Below are 23,638 nucleotides of genomic sequence, written 5' to 3' on the forward strand. Positions count from 1 at the left end.
TGATAACTTAAATGAATTACTGATTACAAGTCAGTTGCTCTATTCAAATTATCTAAATAAATGGTGCCGACTAACCGAGTCGAACGGTTGACCTACTGATTACAAGTCAGTTGCTCTACCAGCTGAGCTAAGTCGGCACACTAAACTGTGTACTAAGGCACGCGTAATAATGTTTTAATCATGTGATTTAAACACCATTACTTAAATAATGGTGCCCAGACGCGGAATCGAACCACGGACACGAGGATTTTCAATCCTCTGCTCTACCGACTGAGCTATCTGGGCATTTCAGTTTTAATTAAAAACCACAAAGGATTTTCAATACATTTCCCACTTAGCTCTACTGACTGAGCTATCTGGGCAATTTCAGTTTTAATTAAAAACCACAAAGGATTTTCAATACAATTCCCATCTCGCTCTACTGACTGAGCTATCTGGGCGTGCGGCGTATTAAACTGGTTTTGCCCTTTCAAGTCAACTTTTTTTTTATTCTTCATAACTGTTTGCACAGTTTTTCAACAAAGCGATTAATAAATGTAAAGCACGCTGTTTTTTACAGCAATAACGCTTTAATTTATCTATCGGATAGGTATTTTAACTGCTTTGTGTACAACTGTACTAAAAACGTAGTGAATTATTTCTGGTAAATGATAGGATTGATTTCCAGTACACAAGCGACTGTTTAGATTGCGGTTGATAATAGACAAGTTGGATAATAAATGCAGAGTAAATTTTCTTCTCCTGTAAAAGGCTTATTGCCTCTTTTTATAATTATAAACCTAACCGTAACAGCACTCGCTGTAGTTGCTTATTCTTTTTACCCTACGCAAAATACTAAAGTAGCGCAAAACTCACTAAGCTTAACGCAATTAGCTGAGCAACTAGATACACCTTTAGTAAACGCGTTGACGCGCCCAGGGCAAGATAATGCCAACAAATTACTCGATTTAAGTGTCGCACTGAATACACAGTTTGATTACTACTTATATAGGTATACAGCAACTGCACAAACACAATTAGTCTTTGCTAGTAATAAGCCTGTAATTGAAGCTAATAAACTTGACCAGCATTTAGCCGAGCAAGGTGTTATCCATCATCAGTTAAAGTTAAATGATCAGCCCGTTGGTGAATTGATCATTAAACAAAAATCCAATTCCGCAGCCTTGTTACCACAACATTCAACAGTACTTGCAATAGCCATTGCTGGATTTGCTGCTGTATGCTTATTTTTGCTTGCCTTGTTTTTTAACGTCTACCTTAATACACGGATCCGTAAAAGCAGTGACATTCTTGCTCATGAATTAGAAAGCATCACTAAATCTAACAGTTACAATACACAAGTTAACGAACAGCTCGATATTGGCCTTGCCGTGGTCGCAAAAAATATCAACCAACTATTGCTGCAAGTACAAAATGCAATCAGTAATAATGATATCGCCCAACAAGATTTACAGAACCTGCAAAGTAGCCTTGAAACAGAAGTACAAAACCGTACTTTAGCGCTTGAAAAAGCAAGTCAAAGAGCTGAACAAGCAAGCGAAGCAAAAACAACTTTTTTAGCGACTATGAGTCATGAAATACGCACGCCAATGAATGGCGTTATTGGCACGATAGATTTATTGAGACAAACCGAGCTCAATGGTGCTCAGCATCGCTTAAGTACTATTATTCGTGAATCAGCCTTTTCATTATTGGGGATTTTGGATGATATTCTGGATTTCTCAAAAATTGAAGCCGGTAAACTCAATATAGATACAATTCCTTTTTCAGTGTCAGATACCATAGAGGAAGTTGCCAGAGTATTGTCATCGGTAGCTAAAAAACGCCAATTAGAGTTAGAACTTGCCATAGCTCCTGATATCCCGATTAACTTAATAGGTGATACGGTACGTGTTCGCCAAGTACTTTATAATTTATGCAGTAATGCAATTAAATTTACCAGCAGCAATGACGACCGTATAGGCTATGTGCGTATTTCAGTAGAAGTCGCACAAAATACCGCGGATCACTTCACCTTGCGTTTTACGGTAAGTGATAACGGTAAAGGCATGAACCAAGCCCAGCTTCGAGAAATATTTAATCCATTTATTCAAGCTGAAGGCTCTATTACCCGAGAATACGGTGGTACAGGTCTAGGTTTATCAATTTGTAAAAGTTTAACTGAGCTAATGCTGGGCTCAATAAATGTGACTAGTAACGTTGGGATTGGTAGTGATTTTGTAGTGGAGCTGCCATTTAGTACTGAAAACAATATTAAATACGCCCATAAAAATGCATTAAAAGATCACCGCGTTGTGTTGGTTACTGAGCACCAAACCAGAAAGCAAACCATAAATCGTTACTTATCATTTATGGGCGCTAAAACAATTACAGTACAAACGGTAGCAGAAGTGGAACAACATCAAGACACTCGCGGTATTATTTGGGTGCTTGATGGTGTTGATACTATGGATAATATTAATTACTTATTACGTCGTTTACTGTATACCCTTGAAGATAATAACCAGCAGGTCGTGGTACTTAGTAAGTTAGATGAAACCGCGATCAATCATCAAAACATTTTTTATCTCAACGCAGCGCCGTTATGTAAGTCAAACTTTATGATGTCGTTGTTAGTTGCAGCAGGGCTTCACACACCAAGACAAGTTAAGCCGGTTAAAACCCTTAATAATTATTTAAATATTGAACAAGCTCGTGATGAGAACAAACTCGTGTTACTCGTTGAAGACAATGTTTTAAATCAGCAAGTACTCACCGATCAATTGCATTTACTAGGGTTTGGTGTAGAGGTTGCTGAAAACGGCGAAGAAGGCTTAAAAATGTGGCAAAGCGGTCATTACCCATTAATTTTAACTGACTTACACATGCCTAAAATGTCTGGTTATGACATGGTTGAAAAAATCCGCGATGAAGCCGCACAACTTGAAGACATCAACGCCCAACCTTATATCATCGCCGTAACCGCGAATGCTCTAAAAGGTGAAAAAGAGCGCTGTTTAAACGCTGGAATTAATGATTTTATTACCAAACCAGTTGAATTAAACACCCTAGAGGCAACGCTCAATAGTTGGAGTAATATAAGTAAGCAAGGAGCTATCGCAGCTACACAAAATAAACCGACTACACCTATTAACCTTGAGATGCTTGCCAAATACATCAACCATGACGAAGCAAAGCAATTACGTTTCTTTAAAATGTATTTAGAGCAAAGCCATACTTTAACTAAAGAAATTAATACCGGTGTAATGACCGCCGATAATGAAAAAATTATCTCCGCGTGTCACCAATTAAAATCAATATCGAAAACCATTGGCGCCGAAAAAGTCGCGGAACTTGCCACTGATTTTGAAAGTCATTGTAAAGAGCAAGACCTAACCAGTGATCAATTAATTGAACTACGCGATAATTTAGAAATTGAATATTCTCGTGTTGCGCAATATTTAAAAGAGCAAGTACGTAATGCTCAAGAGCAAGATGATACGATTTAATTTAAGCAATAAAAAAGGGCTTTAAAAGCCCTTTCTTGCTATAGAAAATCATTTTTCTGGCGGGCGATAGCCTTCGATTTCGACCTCTTTACCTTCAAATAAAAAGCCAATCATCTGTTGCTCTAAAAAAGTGCGATGTTCAGGATCCATCATATTCAAATGCTTCTCATTGATCAGCATAGTTTGCTTGTGCTGCCACTGTGCAAATGCTTCTTTAGAAATATTATTAAAAATCTTTTCACCCAATTCACCAGGGTAAAGCTGATAGCCTAAGCCTTCGGCTTCTTTTTGTAACTTCTGACAAAACACTGTACGTGCCATAATTGATCTCTACTTAATATTCGTTTAAGACTTAGCCCTAGTGTAAACCATTGTGGCAATTTGTTTAACTAGCTTTTTAGTTGGTGCGGCTAAACCGACCTCTATTGACTGATCAAGTGGGTACCATACCAGCTGCCGCTCATTTACTACATCTGGTATGTTACTCAGTTTTAATACATGAGGATTAATTGTTAATTCAAAATGCGAAAATACATGGCTAAAAGGGTCCATAGCATCGGTTGTAACAGCAAGCCCTTGCTGAGCTAAAAATGCGTCTAACTGGGCTTTTTGCTCAAACTCAAAAAAGCTAAATAATCCGCCCCATATTCCTGAGTTAGGCCTTTTTTCCATCAAAACTTGCTCATCACATTGCACAATTAGTTGATGACACACTTTTTTAGGCACTGTTTTTTTAGGTTTTGAGTGAGGAAACTGTTTTACTGCATCGTTGTTAAATGCCCCGCAACGCGAGTTTAACGGACATGCTTGGCAATCAAACTGACTGCGCGAACAAAGGCTTGCGCCTAAATCCATCATCGCTTGATTAAACTCCGTAACGTTTTCTTTTGGGGTGAGTTGCTCAGTTAATTGCCACAGTTGGTTTTCAACTTTTTTAACCCCATACCAACCTTCAACCATAAAATAACGCGCCAGTACCCGCTTTACATTACCATCTAATATTGGGTGATGTTGCCCAAGCGACAGTGATAGCACCGCCCCAGCTGTTGAACGCCCGATGCCAGGCAGCGCGACTACTTCATCTAATGTGGTTGGAAATTCACCATGGTATTGATCGCGGACTATTTTCGCGGTTTTATGCAGGTTACGAGCACGCGCGTAATAACCCAGCCCAGTCCAATGATGCAGCACCTGATCTTCATCAGCATTTGCTAAAGCAATAATATCTGGAAAACTTGCCATAAACTTTTCAAAATATGGAATAACAGTCACAACTTGAGTTTGTTGCAACATTACTTCCGATACCCAGACTTTGTATGGTGTTTTATTTAGCTGCCAAGGTAAAGTTTTACGTCCATGTAGGTGATACCAATCGACAACTTGCTGAGAAAACCAGTTTGCTTCACTGTTGTTTAACTTCAAAATTACTACTTTTTATACTCGACCCTTGATGGCGCTCAGTCTATTGCAGTTAATAAAAAGGTCAAGTACTTGTGATCAAGCCCTTGGTCAGGGATAATACGCCACCATTTTAAGACATGTTGTTTTCATCAGGCCAAAATATATGAGTGATTCAAGTAACGATAACCTTGAGCAAGCAAAGCAAGAAGGTAAATATATTCGTACAATTCGCAGCTTTGTTAAACGCGAAGGTCGTTTAACCAAAGGACAAGCTGCTGCAATTGAAAAATGCTGGCCAACCATGGGCCTTGAGCACCAAAATGGCATGCTTGATTTAGCGCAAGTATTTGGCAATGACAACGACGTTGTTTTAGAAATTGGTTTTGGTATGGGTAAATCATTAGTCGAAATGGCTAAGAATGCTCCGCATCTTAACTTTATCGGTATTGAAGTTCACCGCCCTGGTGTTGGTGCCTGCTTAATGGATGCCGACGAAGCGGGTATTAGCAACTTACGTATTTTTGAACATGATGCGGTTGAAGTATTTGCTGATTGTATTGCCGAGGGTAGCATTACCACAGTGCAATTATTCTTCCCTGATCCATGGCATAAAAAACGTCACCATAAGCGTCGTATTGTACAAGCTGCGTTTGTTGAAAGCCTACGTAGTAAATTAAAAATTGGTGGCGTATTCCATATGGCCACTGATTGGGAAAACTACGCAGAGCACATGCTTGAAGTGATGCAAACTGCACAACACTTTACAAACCAATCACAAACAAATGACTATGTACCACGCCCAGCTTTACGTCCATTGACGAAGTTTGAGCAACGTGGCCACCGTTTAGGTCATGGTGTTTGGGATTTAATGTTTGAACGCATTAGCTAATTAAATTAATTAATCAAAGGCAAAGCCATTTATGAGCGCATTAACCAACCCTAGTTCACTGTTACTTCGTAATAGCGAAAACCTCAAGGCAGACTCTATTTTGGTGGTTAATTTTGTCCAAGATGGCTTTTTGTCACAGTTGCAACAGCTAAATCCAAACAGCAAAATTAGCGCTTTTAGCTACAACCATGCTAATGGTGAATTTGCAAAAAACATCAAAGGTATTGATGTTTGCGTAAGCCACGAAATAACTGCAAAACATTTTGATTTAGTTATCTATTATTATCCTAAAGCCAAGCCTGAAGCGCTAATGACGCTAGATAATATCCGTGCAGTTATTAATCCAGATGCAGAACTATTGGTGGTCGGTGAAAATAAAAGCGGCGTAAAATCAATTGAAAAGCAATTTAGCAGTCACTGCGAATACAGTAATAAAATTGACAGTGCCCGCCATTGTGCTTTGTATTTATTTACAGAAATAGCTAGCTTAGCTGAGTTTGTGATCACTCGTTACCACAAACAATTTAATGTAGATGTGGCAGGCGTGAGTTTTAACGCGATTAGCATACCTGGGGTATTTAACCATGGTGAGCTTGATGGCGGTACTAAAATACTACTTGAAAATGCACCAACAATTAAATCGGGGAAGGTACTGGATTTTGGCTGTGGCGCAGGCTTAATTGCAACCTTCTTAGGCTTGAAAAATCCAGCACTGAGCTTTACCTGTACAGATGTAAGTGCCCTTGCCGCTTATGCAACCGAACAAACATTAGCGCTTAACGGTGTAAACGGTAGCGCTTTACTAAGTGATGGATTAGCAAATGTAACTGGCAAGTTTGAACTCATTATTTCAAATCCACCGTTTCATACTGGTATTGCTACTGATTATACTGTGGCAGAACAATTTTTAAGTGGCGCTAAACAGCACTTAACCAAGCAAGGTAAATTAACGATTGTTGCAAACTGTTTCTTAAAATACCCACCTATTTTAGAGGCCCAGTTTGGCACTTACCAAACAGTGCATAAAACCAATAAGTTTTCGGTATATAGCAGCTAACTGCGACCCCACTTCGATACTGTAACACTTCAATAAAGCTGCCAAAAAATAAAATAGGCAGCTTTTCAACAAACTTCGGATATTTTTTAGTTACTTTGATAGGTCTTTGCTAGACTTACGGTAATTCTATCAAAATTATATAATTCGGCCTTCATCACAATAATGCCTAAATCAACATCGCAAACAAGTATTCGTAAAGCTCTGATCAGCGCAGTTATGCTTGTTACAGCCTTGTGTTTATCATTATCTATTTCTATATCTACTTATCTTGATGTCAAAGAACAAAAACTATTGATCGTCAACAAGCTCAATATCCTTGCAGAAATTATCGCCTTTAATGCACAAGTAAGTGTACTGTTTGATGATAGAAAAACCGAAGAGCAACGCCTTAAATCTTTTGAAAAAATTCCACTTATTAAAAATATACATATCTACACAATCGATGAAATATCAAATAAAGCGGTATTTTTTACCAGTTTCAATGCACGAAAAACGCCACCAGTACCACTTCGGGTTGATAGCATTGAACAACTAAAGCAGCCTAAGATCACAGAAGACTCTATAGAATTAATCAAGCCAATCATGTACGAAGGCAATATTAAAGGGTATGTGTATATTCGTGGTGGCTTAGAGCGCCTTAACGACTATATAAACAAAAAAATTCTCATCGATATTCTTTTAACGTTATTCGTTTTAGTACTGGTTTACTTTGTGGCAAGGCGCATTCAAAAACGCATTGCCGATCCAATCGACCAATTAAGCAGATTACTGCAAGATGTCTCGAAAAATCATAATTACAACGCCCGAGCCGCAAAAACAAATATCACCGAAATAAATATGCTTTCGAATAGCTTAAACATCATGTTAACTCGTACTCAAAACCAAATCGAACGACATAAAAATGATAAGCAAGAAATTAAACAGCTAAACCAAAGTTTAGAAGAGAAAGTAAATCAACGTACCATCGCGCTCAGGGAGGCCAATCAAGAGTTACTAACGACTCTGGAACGAATGCATCAATACCAAAACCAAATTGTTGAAAGTGAAAAAATGGCCTCTTTAGGGCAAATGGTTGCCGGTGTTGCCCATGAGGTAAATACCCCAATTGGTTTGGGGATCACCGGCTCTACCCTACTGCGAGATAAACTGGCAGAAATAAGCCAAGGGTTCGAGCAAAAAACCTTAACCTCAAGTCAATTGAAACGCTTTATCGATAATGGCATAGAAAATTTAGACCTTATCTATCGAAATTTAAATCGCGCAGCTGAGCTGGTTTCCAGCTTTAAAAAAGTAGCCGTTAACCAAGATGGTGAGCTCAATTCGCTGGTTAATATGCATGATCTGATCAGCAATGTAATGCTTTCTATGCGCACTGATTTACTAGAAAAAGCTCCCAACGTCGTTATTCACTGTTCATCGCAATTGATGTTCGAAACTAAAGTCGGTCCGCTACAACAAGTCCTACAGCAATTATTAAGTAATTCTGTAATTCATGGCTTTCGAGATAATCAAAATAATGAAATCGAAATCACTGTTGAACGTAACGAGAGTAGTCTGATCATTAACTATTATGATAATGGTATTGGCGTTGATAAAAGTATTAAGAAACGTATTTTTGATCCCTTTGTTACCACTAAACGTGGCGAAGGAGGCAGTGGCTTAGGTATGCATTTAGTTTACAATTTAGTCACACAAGCCTTAGGTGGCAGTGTTTATTTTGATGATCAAAGCTCAAAAGGAACCCGTTTTATTATTACCTTGCCGTTGACTGAGGCAAATAAAATATGAAACTAAGCGGTTTGTTTTTAACTCTGATGATCGTTTTTCCCGCGTTTTTACAGGCTAAATCACCAGAGCAAGTTAAGTCTGCATTTTTATTTCAGATTGCAAAGTTCATCGAGTTCCCTCAAGTTAACAATAATCAGGCCGTGAATTTTTGTTTTTATAACATTGAACATGGCGTTGGTGAGTTACTAAAGAGTAATTCGAGCCTTGAAATTAACAATATACCGATTGAAACTGTATTAATTGGTAAAAATCAGCAAATTTCTGAACTTTCTCGCTTTTGTGATATCACATACATTGATGAAACAATGGAAGATGATATAATTCCACTTTGGATCGATACCATTTCATTAAATACCTTAACAGTTGGTGAGAGTATTAATTTTTTAGAAAAAGGTGGCATTGTTTCTTTGGTCCAAGAAGGGAATAAAATCCGACTGTATATCAATAGACAGCAGTTGTTGCGCAGTAATTTTAAAGTGCAATCTCGGTTATTAGCTGTTTCTAAATTTCATCCGAATTGATTTTACTTGTTAACAATTGGATATACTCCTATAATCACTAGTATTCGGTTTTATAATACAATACCGAATTAATTGTAAATAAAATATTCCGAAAAAGGTTAATTAATAATGCAAACGCCAGTCATTCTGATTGTAGAGGATGAAGACGTAACTCGACTAAACCTCGTTAGTTTATTTGAAGCTGAAGGTTACAAAGTTATTGAAGCCATTGATGGCGATGACATGCATGACAAGCTTACAAATAATGATGATGTGAACCTTGTAGTTATGGACATCAACCTGCCAGGCAAAAACGGGCTAATTTTAGCACGTGAATTACGTCAAAAGCGTAACGTTGGACTTATTTTCCTAACCGGTCGTGATAATGATGTAGACCGTATTTTAGGCCTTGAAATTGGTGCGGACGATTATATTACTAAACCGTTCAATCCTCGTGAATTAACTATTCGTGCTCGTAACTTGCTTTCTCGTACTGCTCTTGGCGGTGAAGAATCAAGCCTTGAAACAAATGGTGTGATCACATTCAATGGCTGGGAACTTGACGAAAATAGCCGCTGTTTAACATCACCAAATGGTGACGCTAAACGCTTACCTAAAGGTGAATACAGAGCGCTACGTTTAATGCTTGACTCTCCGGGCCGTATTTTTAGCCGTGAGCAATTAATCAAGCATATGACTGGTCGTGAACTTCGTGCAAATGACCGTACAGTTGACGTAACGATCCGTCGTATCAGAAAGCATTTTGAAAGTGATAACAGCACATCTGAGCTGATCAGCACCATCCATGGTGAAGGTTATCGTTTCATTGGTAAAATTGATAGTTAATATATTTTTTATCAAATACCCGCAGCATTAACGTTCTAACTGTTGTAAGAATAAATGAAGGGCCTGTTGCCCTTCATTTATTTTATCTGCCAATATTGTTAACCAGCTTTGTAATTCTTCATCACTTTCATCTATCGCCCCGTGTTCCATCTTTTTAGCATGTAATTGCACATCATTTAAGCCAACAGATCCTGCTGCGCCTTTAAGCTTATGTGCAACAGACTTATACTCTTCACGGTCACCAGCTGCTAATGACGTTGCTAACTCTTGTTGATACTGCGGATTGAGCTTTGCAAATAAACTGCTACTGCGTTTAAATATGACTATGCCCATAGAATTAACAAAGTCTTCTATGGTTTCAACATCCAATAAATCAATATTGATATTAGCACTGGCTTCTTTACTGACCGTCAAACGTGCCTCATCACATTGTTGTTGCTGTTTAATATCAAATAGTTCTGCCAACATTTTATCAAGCTTAGTGGTATTAATTGGCTTAGCTAAAGCGCCTTGGATTGAGATCCCTTGCAGCTCTTCTTCAGCGCTGCGCACATTGGCCGTCAGTGCGACAATAGGTAACTTGTCGAAATGACTATCGGCGCGGATCTGACGAGCGACTTCATCACCATTTATATCGGGTAGTTGCATATCAAGTAACACAAGATCAAGATCATCTTCAGTTTCAACAAACGACAGCGCATCTTCACCTGTTTCAGCCCAGATAACTTCATGACCACGTTGTTCAAGTAAGTTCGTGGCGATTTCAGCATTCAGCGGCACATCTTCAACCAGTAAAATATTTAAACTACGGCCAACGTAACTGTGCTCAGCAGGTGCAATACAAAGCGACAAGGGTATTTCCACCACAAAACAACTGCCTTCCCCTTCGGTACTGCTGACATGTAATTGTCCTTGCATGGCAGTGACCAGCGCTTTAGTCACCGCTAAACCAATACCTGATCCAATCGCGTTAGTGCCGTTTAAATCTGGAGCTTTATAATACATATCAAAAATACGATGCAACTGCTGTTGCGGAATGCCCTGTCCGGTGTCGGTGACTTTCATAACCAACCATGTACCATCCGCTCGATTTTCCCGAGCACACGCTAATTGCACTTTACCTTGCTGGGTAAATTTCACGGCATTATTAATTAAATTCCATACCACTTGGCGTAATCGTGTTGGATCTAATTGTGCGTAAATATCCAACATACCTTTGCGTTTAATTTCAAACTCTAAGCCTTTTTGTTCAGCAATCAATCCGGCAAAGTTAACTACATCATTTATAAAGTCAGATACATTGATAGAATCAGTGACAATATCAAGTTGTTCACGGTCAATTTTATCTAGGTCGATAATATCGTTAAATATATTGCCTAATGTTTCGGCACTTGAAAATACCGTGTTACACCAGCTGCGTTGCTGCTTATCAAGATCGGTGTCAAGCAGCATTCGGGTTAAACCAACAATGCCATTAAGTGGCGTGCGTAATTCATGGCTTAGGGTGGCAATAAATTTCCCTTTATCTTTATAGGCCGTTTCAAGTGCTTGGGCTGCTTCTTTACGACTCGTAATATCACGACCAAACGCTAATAAACCAATGTAGTCGCCGTCATCATTAATAAACGGCAGTTTACGCATTTCAAACCAACGGTTTTCATTACCCACAGGGTATTCAACATCAAGCGTTAATGCTGCGTGAGTTTTTTCGACTTTGTTATCAGTTAATAAAACTTCTGGTAAGTATTGCGTTGGGTAAATTTCCTCTGCAGTTTTGCCGATTAACTCACTACTTGGCTTACCGATAACTTCTTCAAACATTTTATTACAACCGGCAAACACCCCATTATTATCGCGGTAATAGAATAAATCAGGGGATGAATCGACAATTGAACGCAGTAACATGCCTTGTTGCGCAAGTTCTTGTTGGGTTTTCTTACGCTCGACAATTTCTCGCCTGAGTTCTTCAATTGCTCGATGTTTGGCATGAAAGGCCATTTTACGTTCATCGATTTCAACATTAAGGCGATTAATATTATCTTTTAATGTTTGGTTTAATAACTTTTCTTGCTTGGTGGCACTGTCCAAATACGCGTAGGAAGCATCTAGCTGACGTATTGAATTGATCAACACACTGATAATTATAGGCGAGACTACGGCTGTAAAAAACATCACGGCAAGTACATCAACGAGCGTTACCTCGCCTACTGCTACATAATAAAACATACATGATAATATTAGTGCCAGCACTAATAGTAATGCATAACAAATAGTTGCGGTTTTGAATTCACCGAATCGAGTAATTAAACTAGAAAGTATTCGAGCCCACGGACTCAAAGAGGAATCGATCATATATAAATCTGTCTCTTAACTATACATTTAAGTATATAAAAAATCAGCTGACTACACAGCTACAAAAAAACCACTAGTGCTATGATTTTAGCATTTTTGCATTAACTATTTTCATGTTCCGCGACGAAAACAGAAAATTTTCATCTACCACGTATTTTTGAATTATTTCGTGTAAAATACCGCGCTTTACAATTGTCAATTACGAGATTTTTCATGCAAAGCAACATGCCCGATATAGCAGATACGGCTCCCGCCTTACAAACAGGTAAATTAGACTGGGTTGGTATGGCTGATATTGAACTGCCTTTTATATTCGAATCTCGTGATCTTGCGCCTATTCATGTCAACGCTAAAGCCCGTGCTTTTGTAAACCTACATAAAGAAGACGCCAAAGGCATTCATATGTCACGGTTATTTTTAGCACTCGATACCTTATCAACTGAGCAACACGTTAATCCAAAAACGATTGCCCAAGCGCTAGACAGCTTTATTTCCAGCCATGAAGGGCTATCTGATCAAGCTAAAATAGAGTTTAAATTTGAGTTGCCGCTGCGCAGAAAGTCGCTTTTAAGTGGTAAGGCGGGCTGGAAAAGTTACCCTTTAACCATAGAGGCAAAAATTGACCGCGGCGTACTGAGTTTTGAATTAAGCCTTGATGTAACTTATTCATCGACTTGCCCTTGCTCTGCTGCATTAGCACGTCAGCTTATTCAACAAGCGTTTGCTGAACAGTTTAATGGCCAAGCACTAAACCATGAACAAGTACTCAACTGGCTTGGTAGTACTGACGGCATTGTTGCGACTCCCCACTCACAACGCTCTATCGCCAATGTAAAAGTTAAGCTTGACAGTAATATCACCGAATTTGATATTTTAAGTTTGATCAACACACTAGAAAATGAGCTGAAAACCCCAGTTCAAGCCGCGGTTAAGCGCGAAGATGAGCAAGAATTTGCGCGTTTAAATGGCCAGAACTTAATGTTCTGCGAAGACGCGGCGCGTAAAATCAAAGCCATCTTAGAAGAAGCTCAATACGCTGATTACTGGTTGCAAATAAACCATTATGAATCACTGCATGCCCATGATGCCGTGGCGATTGCCGTTAAAGGAATTGACGACGGATACCAGCCTTAAATAAAGTGTAACTCCACAAAAATTGGGCACGTAAATTGCTATTAAAATTACAGTGTCAATTTGTTGTTGTGGAGTTACCGTATGGAATTCGCTTTATTATCAATTTTAGTATTAGTAGTTGGGGCATCTGTTGTTGCGTCAAAGTTTACCGACGATGGCGGAAATCCTTACCCATTCACGCGTAAAAGCAGTGTTTTTACGCAAGTTGAAAGTTCTTTCCTTAATCTTTTAGAGCGTGCTGTAGGCGACCAGTATAAAATTGTTAGCCGCGTGAAGTTAATCGATGTCATTGATTGTAAAAAAGGTTTATCTCCTAAAGCGAAACGCGCAGCAATCGCAAAAGCCAAAAACAAACAGCTTGATTATGTATTAATCGACAAAGAAAAAATGACCATTGTGGCAGCCGTTGATTTAGTTAATAACGCCAACAAAGATGGCCATAAAGCACAACGTGATTGGTTTGTTAATGGCGCATTAGAAGCTGCTGGCATCCCGCATATCCGTATGAAAGTGAAGTCAGGTTATCGCCCATCAGAAGTACGTGATGCGATTATGTTTAAACTTGGTAAACCAGCGGCGGCAAGTATTCGCCCTACCCGCAACCGAGTTACAAAACCAGCAGTACTGTCACCTTCGCAGGCAAAAGCCCATTCCACAGCTTTAGCTGAAATATAAGTTTTCTTAAACGATAAAATGCGAGCTTTATAGGCTCGCATTTTTTGTTTTTTATCGCTAACTTCACGTATAATCTAAACATCTAATTCGAGGAATTTAAAATTATGAATGTTGGTATTATTGGCGCTATGGAGCCAGAAGTTAAAATTTTGCGTGAAACAATGCAAAATCCACAAGTTCTAACTAAAGCTGGTTTCACTTTTTATACCGGTGAGTTAGCTGGTAACACAGTGACTTTAGTGCAATCAGGTATCGGTAAAGTAGCCTCGAGTATTGCCACCACCTTATTGATTGATAATTTTCAGCCAGATTGCGTGATCAACACAGGCTCTGCCGGTGGTTTTGATCCATCACTGAGCGTAGGCGACGTGGTAATTTCATCAGAAGTACGTCATCACGATGTTGATGTAACCGCATTTGGTTATGAGATTGGTCAGGTGCCACAAATGCCAGCTGGTTTTGCCGCGCACCCTAAATTAATTGACGCCGCAGAACAAAGTATTGCCCAAATCGGCGATGTTAAAACCTTAGTCGGTTTAATTTGTACCGGTGATTCATTTATGTGTGACCCAGTGCGTATTGATAAAGCCCGTGCTGACTTTCCCACTATGTTAGCTGTAGAAATGGAAGGCGCAGCTATTGCACAAGCTTGCTTTACTTTAGAGACACCGTTTGTAGTGATCCGCTCAATGTCTGATATTGCAGGTAAAGAATCACCACAGTCGTTTGAAGAATACCTAGAAACCGCCTCAGTTAATTCATCAAAAATGGTGGTCGCATTACTAGAAAAGCTGACAACGGTAACGCTATAAGGTGTTACCCAATTTAGTTCAGCAACATGTGGACTTTATTGTATTTATATTAGCGCTCCTTGCTGAGCGCTTTTTGCCTTTGGTAAGCTGGTATCACCCAAATACATTTTTAACTGCGGTATTTAGAGCACTTGGCAAACGCGTTTTTCGCAAGAGTGAACCTGCCAGTTACCAGTATTTATCCTCTTCGCTGTGTTTCAGTTTAGTCATTTTAGTGATCATGACCTTAGTGATTTTACTGCTTGAATTTGCCTATTACCCAGAACTGTTAGCCGGATTAATCCTTTATTTAAGCCTTGAATGGCGAAGTGTAGAAAGCAAAGCACTGCGCATTGCACGACTCGTTAAACAAAATCAAAAGTCTACAGCCCGAGAGTTATTAAAACCGCTACTTGCTCGCCAAGTTGATAAATTATCCAGCCCTGGGATTTGCAAAGCCATTATGGAAACGCTGATCTTAAGAGTTGCCCGTCATTACTTTAGCGTGATTTTCTTTTATCTACTCTTTGGTCCTATGGCTGCACTGGCTTATCGCTTACTGACTTTGATCCACCAAGCTTGGCGCAAAGATATGTTGCCTAATAGCCCATTTTTAAAATCACTTAGTTGGCTATTATATATTCTTGAATGGTTCCCTACGCGGATATTGGCGCTGACTGTTGCAGCAAGTAAAGCCAGTAAATTGAGCATTCATTATATCAAGCATTATGGACGGCACTTTTATCAAACAAATAGTGGCTGGTTATTAAGTTGTTGTTCCGCCTCTGTTGGTGTGCAATTAGGCGGCCCTGCGATATACCAAGGTACTCGATTTGATAAAATGCGTATTGGCACCGAACGTTTACCACAGGCTGATGATATTGCTGTATTGATAAATCGGCTCAATCAAGCGCGTGGCTTTTGGTTGCTGGTTATATTTGGCATAGAAATAATTAAAATAATGTTGTAGATCACAGATAGTAAAAAACCAGCCGGAGCTGGTTTTTGTTACTTAAATATCTAACTGAATTTTCATTCTTTACCTATTAAGCACAGGTAATATTTGCAAACTTACGCTTACCGACTTGATAAATAGCCGTCGTGCCCTTTGCAATTTCAAGCTTAGTATCAGTGACCTTTTCTTCGCCATTGATTTTAACTGCGCCTTGTTTGATCATTCGCATCGCTTCTGAAGTACTTGCCACTAACCCTGCTTCTTTAAGCAAGTTAGTAATAAATACGGTATCTTCATCAATCGTTACTGTCATATCTGGGATATCATCAGGTAAGGCATTTTTTTGAAAACGTTTAATAAAATCTTCATGCGCACCAACAGCCGCTGCATCGCTGTGAAAACGAGCAATCATTTCTTTTGCTAAATCGATTTTAATATCACGCGGGTTAGTACCTTGTGCTACTTTATCTTTCAGCGCAGCAATTTCGTCAATTGATAAGCTACTTAGCAAATCATAATAACGCCACATCAGCTCATCACTAATCGACATGATTTTACCAAACATATCGTTCGGTGCATCAGTAATACCAATGTAGTTACCTAATGACTTAGACATTTTTTGCACACCGTCTGTACCTTCTAATAAAGGCATCATTAATACGGTTTGTGGTTTTTGTCCTTCGTCTTTTTGCAGCTCACGGCCCATTAATAGGTTAAAACGTTGATCAGTACCACCGAGCTCAACATCAGCTTCAAGCGCCACTGAGTCCCAGCCTTGCACTAATGGATACAAAAACTCATGAATCGCAATTGATTGCCCGCCAGCATAACGCTTTTTAAAATCATCACGTTCTAGCATACGAGCAACAGTTTGTCGTGCTGCTAACTTGATCATACCTGCAGCGCCTAAATTCTCCATCCACGTGGAATTAAAGGCAACTGTGGTCTTAGCCGGATCAAGAATTTTAAATACTTGTTCTTTATATGTTTCAGCGTTAGCTAATACATCATCACGGGTAAGTGGTTTACGGGTTACATTTTTGCCCGTTGGGTCACCTATCATGCCGGTAAAATCACCAATTAAGAAAATCACTTCATGACCTAAGTCTTGGAAGGTTTTCATTTTATTAATTAGCACTGTATGGCCTAAGTGCAAATCTGGCGCAGTTGGATCAAAACCCGCCTTGATCTTTAGCTTTTTACCAGACTTTAGCTTCTCAACTAGCTCGTCTTCAATTAGTATTTCTTCGGCACCGCGTTTTATCTCTGCTAGAGCGGTTTGTAAATCCACTGTGTATTACTCCAAAAAATTCAGTCAATCTGGTGATTCTAGCGTAAATCAGCGCCAGTTTAAATCTACAAAACACTGGTATTAACGCTTTATTAAGTATATCCTGCAATATTAGTGATTAATTATCTTGACAGCAGGAAAAGGCACGTTATGGTTCGCGTTGTGCATAAACTCCCAAAAAAACACAAATTGCTTATTCTAGGCTTAGTTTCTGCGATTGCTGCTTTAACACTCATCCCTTCAGAAAAAGCAACGGCCTCTAGAGACAATAGTGCAGATGCGCTAGAAATTGGCAAACGTTACGAATTACAAATTAAAGTTGATGACGTTGAGAAATTAACTGAATTAAATTCGCAACAAGACGCAGCAAAATTACCAGAATATGATCTAGTCGATTTTGAAGTAAAGAACGGTGACAATTTAGCACTTATCTTCAAGCGCGCTGGTTTTGACGCGCAAACCGTGCATAAATTACTTAACACCAATGCAGAAACCCGCAAACTAACTAAAATTCACCCTGGTGAAATACTTAGTTTTGCCACCGCTAAAGATGGCTCTTTAGCGCAATTACGTTATGTGATCTCAAAAACAGATACCTTGTTTGTAACCTTAAATGACGAAGGTAACTACGATACATCAATCGATAGCAAAGAAATCGAAACTCTCACGAAATCCACAGGTGGTGAAATAACCAATAGCTTTTGGACCTCAGGTATTGCTGCTGGCTTAACCGAGCGGCAAATAATGAACTTTGCTGATATTTTTGGTTGGGATGTGGATTTTGCTAACGATATTCGTAAAGGCGATCAGTTTGGCTTAATTTACGAATCACATTATGTTGATGGTGAATTTATTGGCACGGGTAAAATTATTGCCGCCGAGTTTATAAATCAGGGCCAACGTTATGCGGCAATACGCCACAGCGATGATACCTTTTATACACCTGAAGGGCGCAGCATGAAAAAAGCATTCTTACGTGCTCCGGTTAACTTTAAGTATATTAGCTCAAGCTTTAACCCACGTCGCTTGCACCCAGTAACTAAAACCGTAAAACCACATAACGGTATTGATTACGCGGCGCGCACAGGAACGCCCGTTGTTGCATCGGGTAATGGTAAAGTAATTAAATCAGGTTACAGTAAGTATAACGGTAACTATGTATTTATTAGCCACGGCACTCAGTACGTCACTAAGTACTTACACTTAAATAAACGTGCAGTTAAAACAGGCCAAAAAGTTAAACAGGGCCAAAAAATTGGTACGGTAGGCGCTACCGGCCGAGTAACCGGTGCACACTTGCACTATGAGTTTTTGGTTAACGGCGTGCATCGTAATCCTAAAACAGTTCAGTTACCAAAGTCAGAGCCGTTACCACGTGACGAACTTGCTAAGTTTAAACCAATTGCAGACACTTTCTTAGCACAGCTAGAGCGCAACAGAGAACTACAACTCGCGCTTAAATAAAGCGGTCAGCGGTCAGCGGCCAGCGGCCAGCGGCCAGCGGCCAGAAAATATAAAACCGTTGCTATGCAAATAGCAACGGTTTTTGTTAAGCTATCAGTCATTAGGTTGTGACCGAATTTACCGAACTTTCTCACCCAATAATACATGCCAGAGCAGGCTTCCAGACCAATAATACACAGTGATAATTTAGCTATATCTGCTAACAGATTGTTTAAATTCGAGAAAACACGGTTAGCTTTTACTCCTTCGTCGCTGATTTTGGCTAGCAATTTTTGCCTCTTAATGAGGTTATTTTTCTAATGGTCGTCGTAATGCCCACCAATGGCAAAAATATATATGCACTCATCATCAAACTTATAAATTAACCGATCTTTTTGCGATATACGCTTTGACCATAATCCTGATAAATTGTGCTTTAAAGGCTCTGGTTTACCTAAGCCTTTACTTGGATCTGAGCGCATCATTTCTTTTAGTATTTTACATAATGCTGTATGCAACTTTTTATCTTTCTCTCGTAGTTGCTCATAGGTGAACCAAGTTTTACCCTCAAAGGTTAATGATCTCATCTAGCTGCTCTTGTGTGGGTTTATAACCTGACCTAGTTGTGTGAGTTTTCATTGAGTCAGCGATTTGTTGCATTAAACTACTACTCTGTAAAACATGTAAAGTTTCCTGCTCTCGTTCCCAGTCATCGGCACTCATAACTATAAATGCATCTCCTGAACGCCGTGTAACCTTTATTGGCTCATGGTCACTAACAGTTTGCTCTACGTATGTTTTTAAGTTTTCTCTAAATTGATTTACGCTGATGCTATCCATAATTAAACCTCAATAATGTACGGTAATGTCGTACATTATAATAAAAAAAATATATCAAGTCACTTTAAAGGACAAATAACAGGCAATAAAGAACGAGTAAATTGACTTTATTAATAATCCATTTAAAAGGCTTTGCCCAAAGTGCAGAAATAAAAATATCCGATAATGCAGTGCATTGATGTTGTCTGAAAGGGTATTTTTTCGTTGGCTTTCACGGTACTCAACCACAACCTACACAGCCAATTTTAACGCCGAGCTTATCACTTACAACTTAAGGCTTACCGCTCCTAGCAGCCCTGAACCTGACGGCTGACGGCTGCACTCTATCGCACCAACACATAAATCAATTGCACAACCAATGAAATCATCACCAACGGCCAGATGTATTTGGCGTATTTAGTCGCGCCGTCTAGGCCCATTTTAGACTGGTACTTTTCAAGTAATGGCACCAGAATAATCAGTGCGACAAACAGTGAAATTAAAATCACGAAAATATTCATACCATTCCTTATTTATTGAATATCTATCGAGTATACCCAAAAAGCAGGCAAAAAAAAGCGCAGTAAATACTGCGCTAGTCGGTTGGAAGTAAAAAGTTACCTAACCATACTCAAGCTTGTTGAGTATGCTGTAATGATGTGTTTAACCTACCAGGGCTAACAAGATACCAGCAGCTACAGCGCTACCAAGTACACCCGCAACGTTTGGCCCCATTGCATGCATTAACAAGAAGTTATGCGGATTGCTTTCAAGACCCACTTTATTAACTACGCGTGCAGCCATTGGTACAGCGGACACACCAGCCGCACCGATGAGTGGATTGATTGGTGATTTAGAGAACTTATTCATGCCTTTTGCCATAAATACACCTGAAGCTGTACCGATTGCAAAAGCCAAGGCGCCGAGCACCAAAATACCAATCGTCTCTACCGTTAAAAACTTATCAGCAGCGAGTTTTGAACCTACAGCTAGACCTAAAAATATAGTGGTGATATTAATGATCTCGTTTTGCGCACTGTTACTTAAACGATCAACCACGCCTGATTCACGCATTAAGTTACCTAAGCAAAACATCCCAACTAACGGTGTCGCGGCTGGTAAAAATAGCATTGTTAACGTAAGTACTATAAGAGGGAAAATGATTTTTTCCTTTTTAGATACTGTACGTAACAGTGGCATTTTAATTTGCCGTTCTTCTGGTGTTGTTAATGCGCGCATGATCGGCGGCTGAATAATTGGCACCAATGCCATATATGAGTATGCAGCTACGGCGATAGCACCCAATAAATCTGGAGCAAGCTTTGAGGCTAAAAAGATTGCCGTTGGGCCATCAGCACCACCAATAATCGCAATTGCTGACGCATCTTGTAAGGAAAACTCAAAACCAGGTACGAAGTTCAGCAAAATTGCGCCAAACAAGGTTGCAAAAATACCAAACTGAGCCGCCGCGCCCAACAATAACATGCGAGGGTTTGCAATCAAGGCACTAAAATCAGTAAGTGCACCAACGCCCATAAATATCAACAGCGGAAACACGCCGGTATCGATACCAATATGATAAACGTAATACAGTAAACCACCGGGATCTGATAAGCCCGCTAAGGGGATATTTGTTAATATTGCCCCAAAGCCAATTGGTAATAATAGTAACGGCTCAAAGTTGCGCGCAATTGCCAGATACAACAGTCCTCCCCCCACAGCGATCATAATAAGTGCTGGGAATGTAAAATTAGCAATACCTGTTGCTTGCCAGAGGTTTAATAATGCTTCCATCCTCTGCGCTCCTAAGCTAGTGCAATCATAGCATCACCCGTTGCCACTGAATCACCTTCAGCAACGAGAATTTCAGCAATAGTACCTGTGTGTATTGCGCGAATTTCAGTTTCCATTTTCATCGCTTCCATGATGATCACTACATCGCCTTCATTCACCGTTTGCCCCGCTTTCACCTTAATTTTAAAGATATTACCTGCAAGTGGCGCGTTAAGAGTCTCGCCGGATGCAACTGACGCAGATTGTGGAATAAGTTCACTGTCTTTTAAGGTAACTTCTTTTAGCTCGCCACCTTGTGCAACCACAACATCATAAACTTTACCATCAACTTTTACGCTGTACTGCTCTGCTTTAACGGTATTGTTGTTACTCGGCTTATTGCTAACAGCTTGCTCTTTATTAGTAGATTCAGCACTTGGTGCAGCTTCAAAGGCATCTGGATTATTACGATTTTTAATGAACTTCAAACCAATTTGTGGGAATAACGCGTAGGTTAAAACATCATCGATTTGCTCATCAGCAAGTTCAAGACCTTGCTCTTGTGCCGCTTTTAATAGCTCAGCTTGTAGCGATTCAAGTTCTGGTTTTAATAGATCAGCAGGACGACAAGTGATCACCTCAGCGCCATCAAGTACCCGCTCTTGTAATTCTTTATTCATCGGCGCGGGAGTTACGCCATACTCACCTTTTAGCACTCCGGCGGTTTCTTTAGTGATAGTTTTATAACGCTCGCCCGTCAGTACGTTTAATACAGCTTGTGTACCAACAATTTGTGATGTTGGTGTAACTAGCGGTAAATAACCTAAGTCTTCACGTACACGTGGGATCTCAAGCAATACTTCATTCAATTTATCCGCAGCACCTTGCTCTTTAAGCTGATTTTCCATATTAGTTAGCATGCCACCTGGCACTTGTGCTAATAAAATACGGCCATCAACACCTTTTAAGCTGCCTTCAAACGCGGCATATTTTTTACGTACATCACGGAAATAAGCAGCAATTTCTTCGAGCTGATTTAAATCAAGTTCAGTATCGCGCTCCGTGCCTTCAACAATTGATACAATCGTCTCAGTTGCGCTGTGCCCGTAAGTCATACTCATTGATGAAATTGCGGTATCAAGCATATCAATGCCTGCATCAATCGCTTTTTGATATGTCGCGGTACTTAAACCCGTTGTCGCATGGCACTGCATAGCAATTGGGATAGAGACAGTTTCTTTTAATGCTTTGATCAGTTCTTCTGCAGCATAGGGTTTTAACAAGCCCGCCATGTCTTTGATACAAATTGAGTGACAACCTAACTCTTCAAGTTGTTTAGCAAGTGTTAGCCACATATCAAGCGTATGCACAGGACTTACTGTATATGAAATTGTTCCTTGTGCGTGCGCGCCCACTTTAATAGCAGCTTTAATTGCAGTTTCAAGGTTACGAACATCATTCATCGCATCAAAAATACGAAACACATCAACACCATTTTTGTGTGCACGCTCTACAAATTTTTCCACCACGTCATCTGCATAATGACGATAACCTAAAAGATTTTGACCACGTAATAACATTTGTTGCTTAGTATTTGGCATCGCTTTTTTAAGGGCGCGAATACGCTCCCAAGGATCTTCGCCTAAATAACGAATACATGAATCAAATGTCGCTCCACCCCATGACTCAATAGACCAGTAGCCCGCATCATCTAGTTTTTCTGCAATTGGTAGCATGTCATCTAAACGCATACGCGTTGCTAATAATGATTGATGCGCGTCTCTAAGTACTAATTCTGTTAATTTTAATTTGGCCACAAGTCACCCCTTATAGTTTTTGTTTATTTTTGTACTGAGCGATAGCTGCACTGATCGCAGCAATGTGTGCACTTGGTACACCAGGTGCTTTGATTGACGGTGTACGCATAGGCGTTGCAACCGACTGTTCAAAACGGCTCGCTAGTTTAGACATAATGATAATTGCTGAAATCAACAACGAAAGAAAAACGAAAACACCTACCATACCGGTGACCATTAAGTTTGCTGCTGTAGCTAGTAACTGACCTATATCCATGCTGCTCCCCTTGATTTTATTTACCCAACCTCATCACTAGGTAAAAAATCACTTTATTTAAATAATTATGCACCAATCATAACAAAGAAATAGACCAAGTCCAACACTTTGTAAATTGGTAAAACCAATTAATATAAAGCTAACATATCCTCAGTAAAGTTAACACTCTACATTTTGCTATAATTTCACGAAATATAGATGATAAAAATAGTGATTATAGCTATAAATTATAAGCGAAAGCCCAGCTCACTCTCTAAACACCTCGCAACGCCAGCGATTTTTAGTAGACACCAGCAGCAACGAACTAGATTAGATCAATTGGTCTTACCAAAAAAATTACTTTAAAGCTGATTTATACAGCTG

The 23,638-nt window shown here is 39.5% G+C and carries 23 protein-coding genes and 2 tRNA genes; 11 read left to right on the forward strand and 14 right to left on the reverse strand.

Annotated elements, in window-relative coordinates:
- Positions 1 to 61: 61 nt before the first annotated feature.
- From ACMVDV_RS22585 to ACMVDV_RS22595, 3 genes are all read right to left on the reverse strand, one after another.
- Positions 62 to 137 (reverse strand) — tRNA-Thr (locus tag ACMVDV_RS22585).
- Between the two features lie 72 nt (positions 138 to 209).
- Positions 210 to 285, reverse strand: a tRNA-Phe gene (locus tag ACMVDV_RS22590).
- The gene (locus tag ACMVDV_RS22595; protein ID WP_416159776.1) at positions 276 to 497 is read right to left on the reverse strand and encodes a hypothetical protein; all 222 of its coding nucleotides are present in this window, start codon (positions 495 to 497) and stop codon (positions 276 to 278) included. Before ACMVDV_RS22595 ends, ACMVDV_RS22590 begins: the two co-directional genes overlap by 10 nt.
- A 222-nt stretch (positions 498 to 719) precedes the next feature.
- Here ACMVDV_RS22595 and ACMVDV_RS22600 point away from each other — a divergent pair, with 222 nt between their 5' ends.
- A complete protein-coding gene (locus tag ACMVDV_RS22600) occupies positions 720 to 3,488 on the forward strand; it encodes an ATP-binding protein (protein ID WP_416159777.1) in 2,769 nt (922 codons plus the stop codon).
- A 48-nt stretch (positions 3,489 to 3,536) separates the two neighbouring features.
- On the opposite strand, the gene ACMVDV_RS22605 is transcribed toward ACMVDV_RS22600, so the two are convergent.
- Together ACMVDV_RS22605 and mutY are read right to left on the reverse strand one after the other, a co-directional pair.
- Positions 3,537 to 3,809: an oxidative damage protection protein gene (locus tag ACMVDV_RS22605; protein ID WP_283710265.1), complete on the reverse strand. Its 273-nt coding sequence runs from the start codon at positions 3,807 to 3,809 to the stop codon at positions 3,537 to 3,539.
- 24 nt (positions 3,810 to 3,833) lie between these two features.
- On the reverse strand, positions 3,834 to 4,910 hold the full coding sequence (gene mutY / locus ACMVDV_RS22610) for an A/G-specific adenine glycosylase (protein WP_416159778.1): 1,077 nt from the start codon (positions 4,908 to 4,910) through the stop codon (positions 3,834 to 3,836).
- Between the two features lie 142 nt (positions 4,911 to 5,052).
- Here mutY and trmB point away from each other — a divergent pair, with 142 nt between their 5' ends.
- The 5 genes from trmB (at position 5,053) to arcA (ending at position 9,969) form a co-directional block, all read left to right on the forward strand.
- Positions 5,053 to 5,778 carry a tRNA (guanosine(46)-N7)-methyltransferase TrmB gene (trmB, locus tag ACMVDV_RS22615; RefSeq protein WP_304184296.1) on the forward strand — a complete coding sequence of 242 codons (726 nt, stop codon included), beginning with the start codon at positions 5,053 to 5,055 and terminating at the stop codon, positions 5,776 to 5,778.
- A gap of 31 nt (positions 5,779 to 5,809) precedes the next feature.
- A complete protein-coding gene (gene rsmC / locus ACMVDV_RS22620; RefSeq protein ID WP_416159779.1) occupies positions 5,810 to 6,835 on the forward strand; it encodes a 16S rRNA (guanine(1207)-N(2))-methyltransferase RsmC in 1,026 nt (341 codons plus the stop codon).
- Between the two features lie 162 nt (positions 6,836 to 6,997).
- On the forward strand, positions 6,998 to 8,623 hold the full coding sequence (locus ACMVDV_RS22625) for an ATP-binding protein (RefSeq protein WP_416159780.1): 1,626 nt from the start codon (positions 6,998 to 7,000) through the stop codon (positions 8,621 to 8,623).
- Positions 8,620 to 9,144, forward strand: coding sequence for a YfiR family protein (locus ACMVDV_RS22630; RefSeq protein WP_416159781.1), 525 nt, complete (start codon positions 8,620 to 8,622; stop codon positions 9,142 to 9,144). The genes ACMVDV_RS22625 and ACMVDV_RS22630 overlap by 4 nt, the downstream gene beginning before the upstream one ends.
- 108 nt (positions 9,145 to 9,252) lie before the next feature.
- The gene (arcA, locus tag ACMVDV_RS22635; RefSeq protein ID WP_016709833.1) at positions 9,253 to 9,969 is read left to right on the forward strand and encodes a two-component system response regulator ArcA; all 717 of its coding nucleotides are present in this window, start codon (positions 9,253 to 9,255) and stop codon (positions 9,967 to 9,969) included.
- A gap of 27 nt (positions 9,970 to 9,996) precedes the next feature.
- Here arcA and arcB read toward each other — a convergent pair whose 3' ends face one another.
- Positions 9,997 to 12,321, reverse strand: coding sequence for an aerobic respiration two-component sensor histidine kinase ArcB (gene arcB / locus ACMVDV_RS22640; RefSeq protein WP_416159782.1), 2,325 nt, complete (start codon positions 12,319 to 12,321; stop codon positions 9,997 to 9,999).
- A gap of 213 nt (positions 12,322 to 12,534) precedes the next feature.
- On the opposite strand from arcB, the gene folE2 reads away from it, so the two are divergent.
- The 4 genes from folE2 to ACMVDV_RS22660 all read left to right on the forward strand — a co-directional run bounded on the left by folE2 (position 12,535) and on the right by ACMVDV_RS22660 (position 15,891).
- A complete protein-coding gene (gene folE2, locus ACMVDV_RS22645) occupies positions 12,535 to 13,455 on the forward strand; it encodes a GTP cyclohydrolase FolE2 (RefSeq protein ID WP_416159783.1) in 921 nt (306 codons plus the stop codon).
- An 81-nt stretch (positions 13,456 to 13,536) separates the two neighbouring features.
- Positions 13,537 to 14,130 (forward strand): DUF2726 domain-containing protein, encoded by a 594-nt coding sequence (locus ACMVDV_RS22650; protein WP_064666411.1) that lies wholly within the window; start codon positions 13,537 to 13,539, stop codon positions 14,128 to 14,130.
- A 104-nt stretch (positions 14,131 to 14,234) separates the two neighbouring features.
- On the forward strand, positions 14,235 to 14,942 hold the full coding sequence (mtnN, locus tag ACMVDV_RS22655) for a 5'-methylthioadenosine/S-adenosylhomocysteine nucleosidase (protein ID WP_304184282.1): 708 nt from the start codon (positions 14,235 to 14,237) through the stop codon (positions 14,940 to 14,942).
- A gap of 1 nt (position 14,943) precedes the next feature.
- Entirely contained in the window at positions 14,944 to 15,891 is a 948-nt protein-coding gene (locus ACMVDV_RS22660; RefSeq protein ID WP_416159784.1) for a cobalamin biosynthesis protein CobD/CbiB, read from the forward strand.
- A 76-nt stretch (positions 15,892 to 15,967) separates the two neighbouring features.
- Here ACMVDV_RS22660 and tyrS read toward each other — a convergent pair whose 3' ends face one another.
- Positions 15,968 to 17,167 (reverse strand): tyrosine--tRNA ligase, encoded by a 1,200-nt coding sequence (gene tyrS, locus ACMVDV_RS22665; RefSeq protein WP_192542834.1) that lies wholly within the window; start codon positions 17,165 to 17,167, stop codon positions 15,968 to 15,970.
- Between the two features lie 150 nt (positions 17,168 to 17,317).
- On the opposite strand from tyrS, the gene ACMVDV_RS22670 reads away from it, so the two are divergent.
- Positions 17,318 to 18,631 (forward strand): peptidoglycan DD-metalloendopeptidase family protein, encoded by a 1,314-nt coding sequence (locus tag ACMVDV_RS22670; protein ID WP_416159785.1) that lies wholly within the window; start codon positions 17,318 to 17,320, stop codon positions 18,629 to 18,631.
- Between the two features lie 5 nt (positions 18,632 to 18,636).
- Here ACMVDV_RS22670 and ACMVDV_RS22675 read toward each other — a convergent pair whose 3' ends face one another.
- The 7 genes from ACMVDV_RS22675 to ACMVDV_RS22705 form a co-directional block, all read right to left on the reverse strand.
- Positions 18,637 to 18,900: a hypothetical protein gene (locus ACMVDV_RS22675; RefSeq protein ID WP_416159786.1), complete on the reverse strand. Its 264-nt coding sequence runs from the start codon at positions 18,898 to 18,900 to the stop codon at positions 18,637 to 18,639.
- Positions 18,901 to 18,927: 27 nt separating this feature from the next.
- Positions 18,928 to 19,197 (reverse strand): Txe/YoeB family addiction module toxin, encoded by a 270-nt coding sequence (locus ACMVDV_RS22680; protein WP_304182401.1) that lies wholly within the window; start codon positions 19,195 to 19,197, stop codon positions 18,928 to 18,930.
- A complete protein-coding gene (locus ACMVDV_RS22685; RefSeq protein ID WP_192541627.1) occupies positions 19,178 to 19,450 on the reverse strand; it encodes a type II toxin-antitoxin system Phd/YefM family antitoxin in 273 nt (90 codons plus the stop codon). The genes ACMVDV_RS22680 and ACMVDV_RS22685 overlap by 20 nt, the downstream gene beginning before the upstream one ends.
- 323 nt (positions 19,451 to 19,773) lie before the next feature.
- On the reverse strand, positions 19,774 to 19,950 hold the full coding sequence (locus ACMVDV_RS22690; RefSeq protein WP_167542971.1) for a hypothetical protein: 177 nt from the start codon (positions 19,948 to 19,950) through the stop codon (positions 19,774 to 19,776).
- 142 nt (positions 19,951 to 20,092) lie between these two features.
- Positions 20,093 to 21,223, reverse strand: coding sequence for a sodium ion-translocating decarboxylase subunit beta (locus tag ACMVDV_RS22695; protein WP_416159787.1), 1,131 nt, complete (start codon positions 21,221 to 21,223; stop codon positions 20,093 to 20,095).
- Between the two features lie 11 nt (positions 21,224 to 21,234).
- Positions 21,235 to 23,019 (reverse strand): sodium-extruding oxaloacetate decarboxylase subunit alpha, encoded by a 1,785-nt coding sequence (gene oadA, locus ACMVDV_RS22700; RefSeq protein WP_416159788.1) that lies wholly within the window; start codon positions 23,017 to 23,019, stop codon positions 21,235 to 21,237.
- 10 nt (positions 23,020 to 23,029) lie between these two features.
- Positions 23,030 to 23,275 (reverse strand): OadG family protein, encoded by a 246-nt coding sequence (locus tag ACMVDV_RS22705; protein WP_304182405.1) that lies wholly within the window; start codon positions 23,273 to 23,275, stop codon positions 23,030 to 23,032.
- Positions 23,276 to 23,638 lie beyond the last annotated feature (363 nt).

Source organism: Pseudoalteromonas sp. ASV78 (assembly GCF_047806705.1).
Taxonomy (GTDB): domain Bacteria; phylum Pseudomonadota; class Gammaproteobacteria; order Enterobacterales; family Alteromonadaceae; genus Pseudoalteromonas; species Pseudoalteromonas prydzensis_A.

Bases quoted from the DNA above. Each gene is read 5' to 3' on its own strand.
- ACMVDV_RS22650 (WP_064666411.1), top strand. From the start codon at position 13,537: ATGGAATTCGCTTTATTATCAATTTTAGTATTAGTAGTTGGGGCATCT.
- ACMVDV_RS22605 (WP_283710265.1), bottom strand. From the start codon at position 3,809: ATGGCACGTACAGTGTTTTGTCAGAAGTTACAAAAAGAAGCCGAAGGC.
- ACMVDV_RS22680 (WP_304182401.1), bottom strand. From the start codon at position 19,197: ATGAGATCATTAACCTTTGAGGGTAAAACTTGGTTCACCTATGAGCAA.
- rsmC (WP_416159779.1), top strand. From the start codon at position 5,810: ATGAGCGCATTAACCAACCCTAGTTCACTGTTACTTCGTAATAGCGAA.
- trmB (WP_304184296.1), top strand. From the start codon at position 5,053: ATGAGTGATTCAAGTAACGATAACCTTGAGCAAGCAAAGCAAGAAGGT.
- ACMVDV_RS22600 (WP_416159777.1), top strand. From the start codon at position 720: ATGCAGAGTAAATTTTCTTCTCCTGTAAAAGGCTTATTGCCTCTTTTT.
- ACMVDV_RS22685 (WP_192541627.1), bottom strand. From the start codon at position 19,450: ATGGATAGCATCAGCGTAAATCAATTTAGAGAAAACTTAAAAACATAC.
- ACMVDV_RS22630 (WP_416159781.1), top strand. From the start codon at position 8,620: ATGAAACTAAGCGGTTTGTTTTTAACTCTGATGATCGTTTTTCCCGCG.
- arcB (WP_416159782.1), bottom strand. From the start codon at position 12,321: ATGATCGATTCCTCTTTGAGTCCGTGGGCTCGAATACTTTCTAGTTTA.
- ACMVDV_RS22595 (WP_416159776.1), bottom strand. From the start codon at position 497: ATGAAGAATAAAAAAAAAGTTGACTTGAAAGGGCAAAACCAGTTTAAT.
- ACMVDV_RS22690 (WP_167542971.1), bottom strand. From the start codon at position 19,950: ATGAATATTTTCGTGATTTTAATTTCACTGTTTGTCGCACTGATTATT.
- ACMVDV_RS22625 (WP_416159780.1), top strand. From the start codon at position 6,998: ATGCCTAAATCAACATCGCAAACAAGTATTCGTAAAGCTCTGATCAGC.
- ACMVDV_RS22670 (WP_416159785.1), top strand. From the start codon at position 17,318: ATGGTTCGCGTTGTGCATAAACTCCCAAAAAAACACAAATTGCTTATT.
- mtnN (WP_304184282.1), top strand. From the start codon at position 14,235: ATGAATGTTGGTATTATTGGCGCTATGGAGCCAGAAGTTAAAATTTTG.
- arcA (WP_016709833.1), top strand. From the start codon at position 9,253: ATGCAAACGCCAGTCATTCTGATTGTAGAGGATGAAGACGTAACTCGA.
- ACMVDV_RS22705 (WP_304182405.1), bottom strand. From the start codon at position 23,275: ATGGATATAGGTCAGTTACTAGCTACAGCAGCAAACTTAATGGTCACC.
- folE2 (WP_416159783.1), top strand. From the start codon at position 12,535: ATGCAAAGCAACATGCCCGATATAGCAGATACGGCTCCCGCCTTACAA.
- ACMVDV_RS22695 (WP_416159787.1), bottom strand. From the start codon at position 21,223: ATGGAAGCATTATTAAACCTCTGGCAAGCAACAGGTATTGCTAATTTT.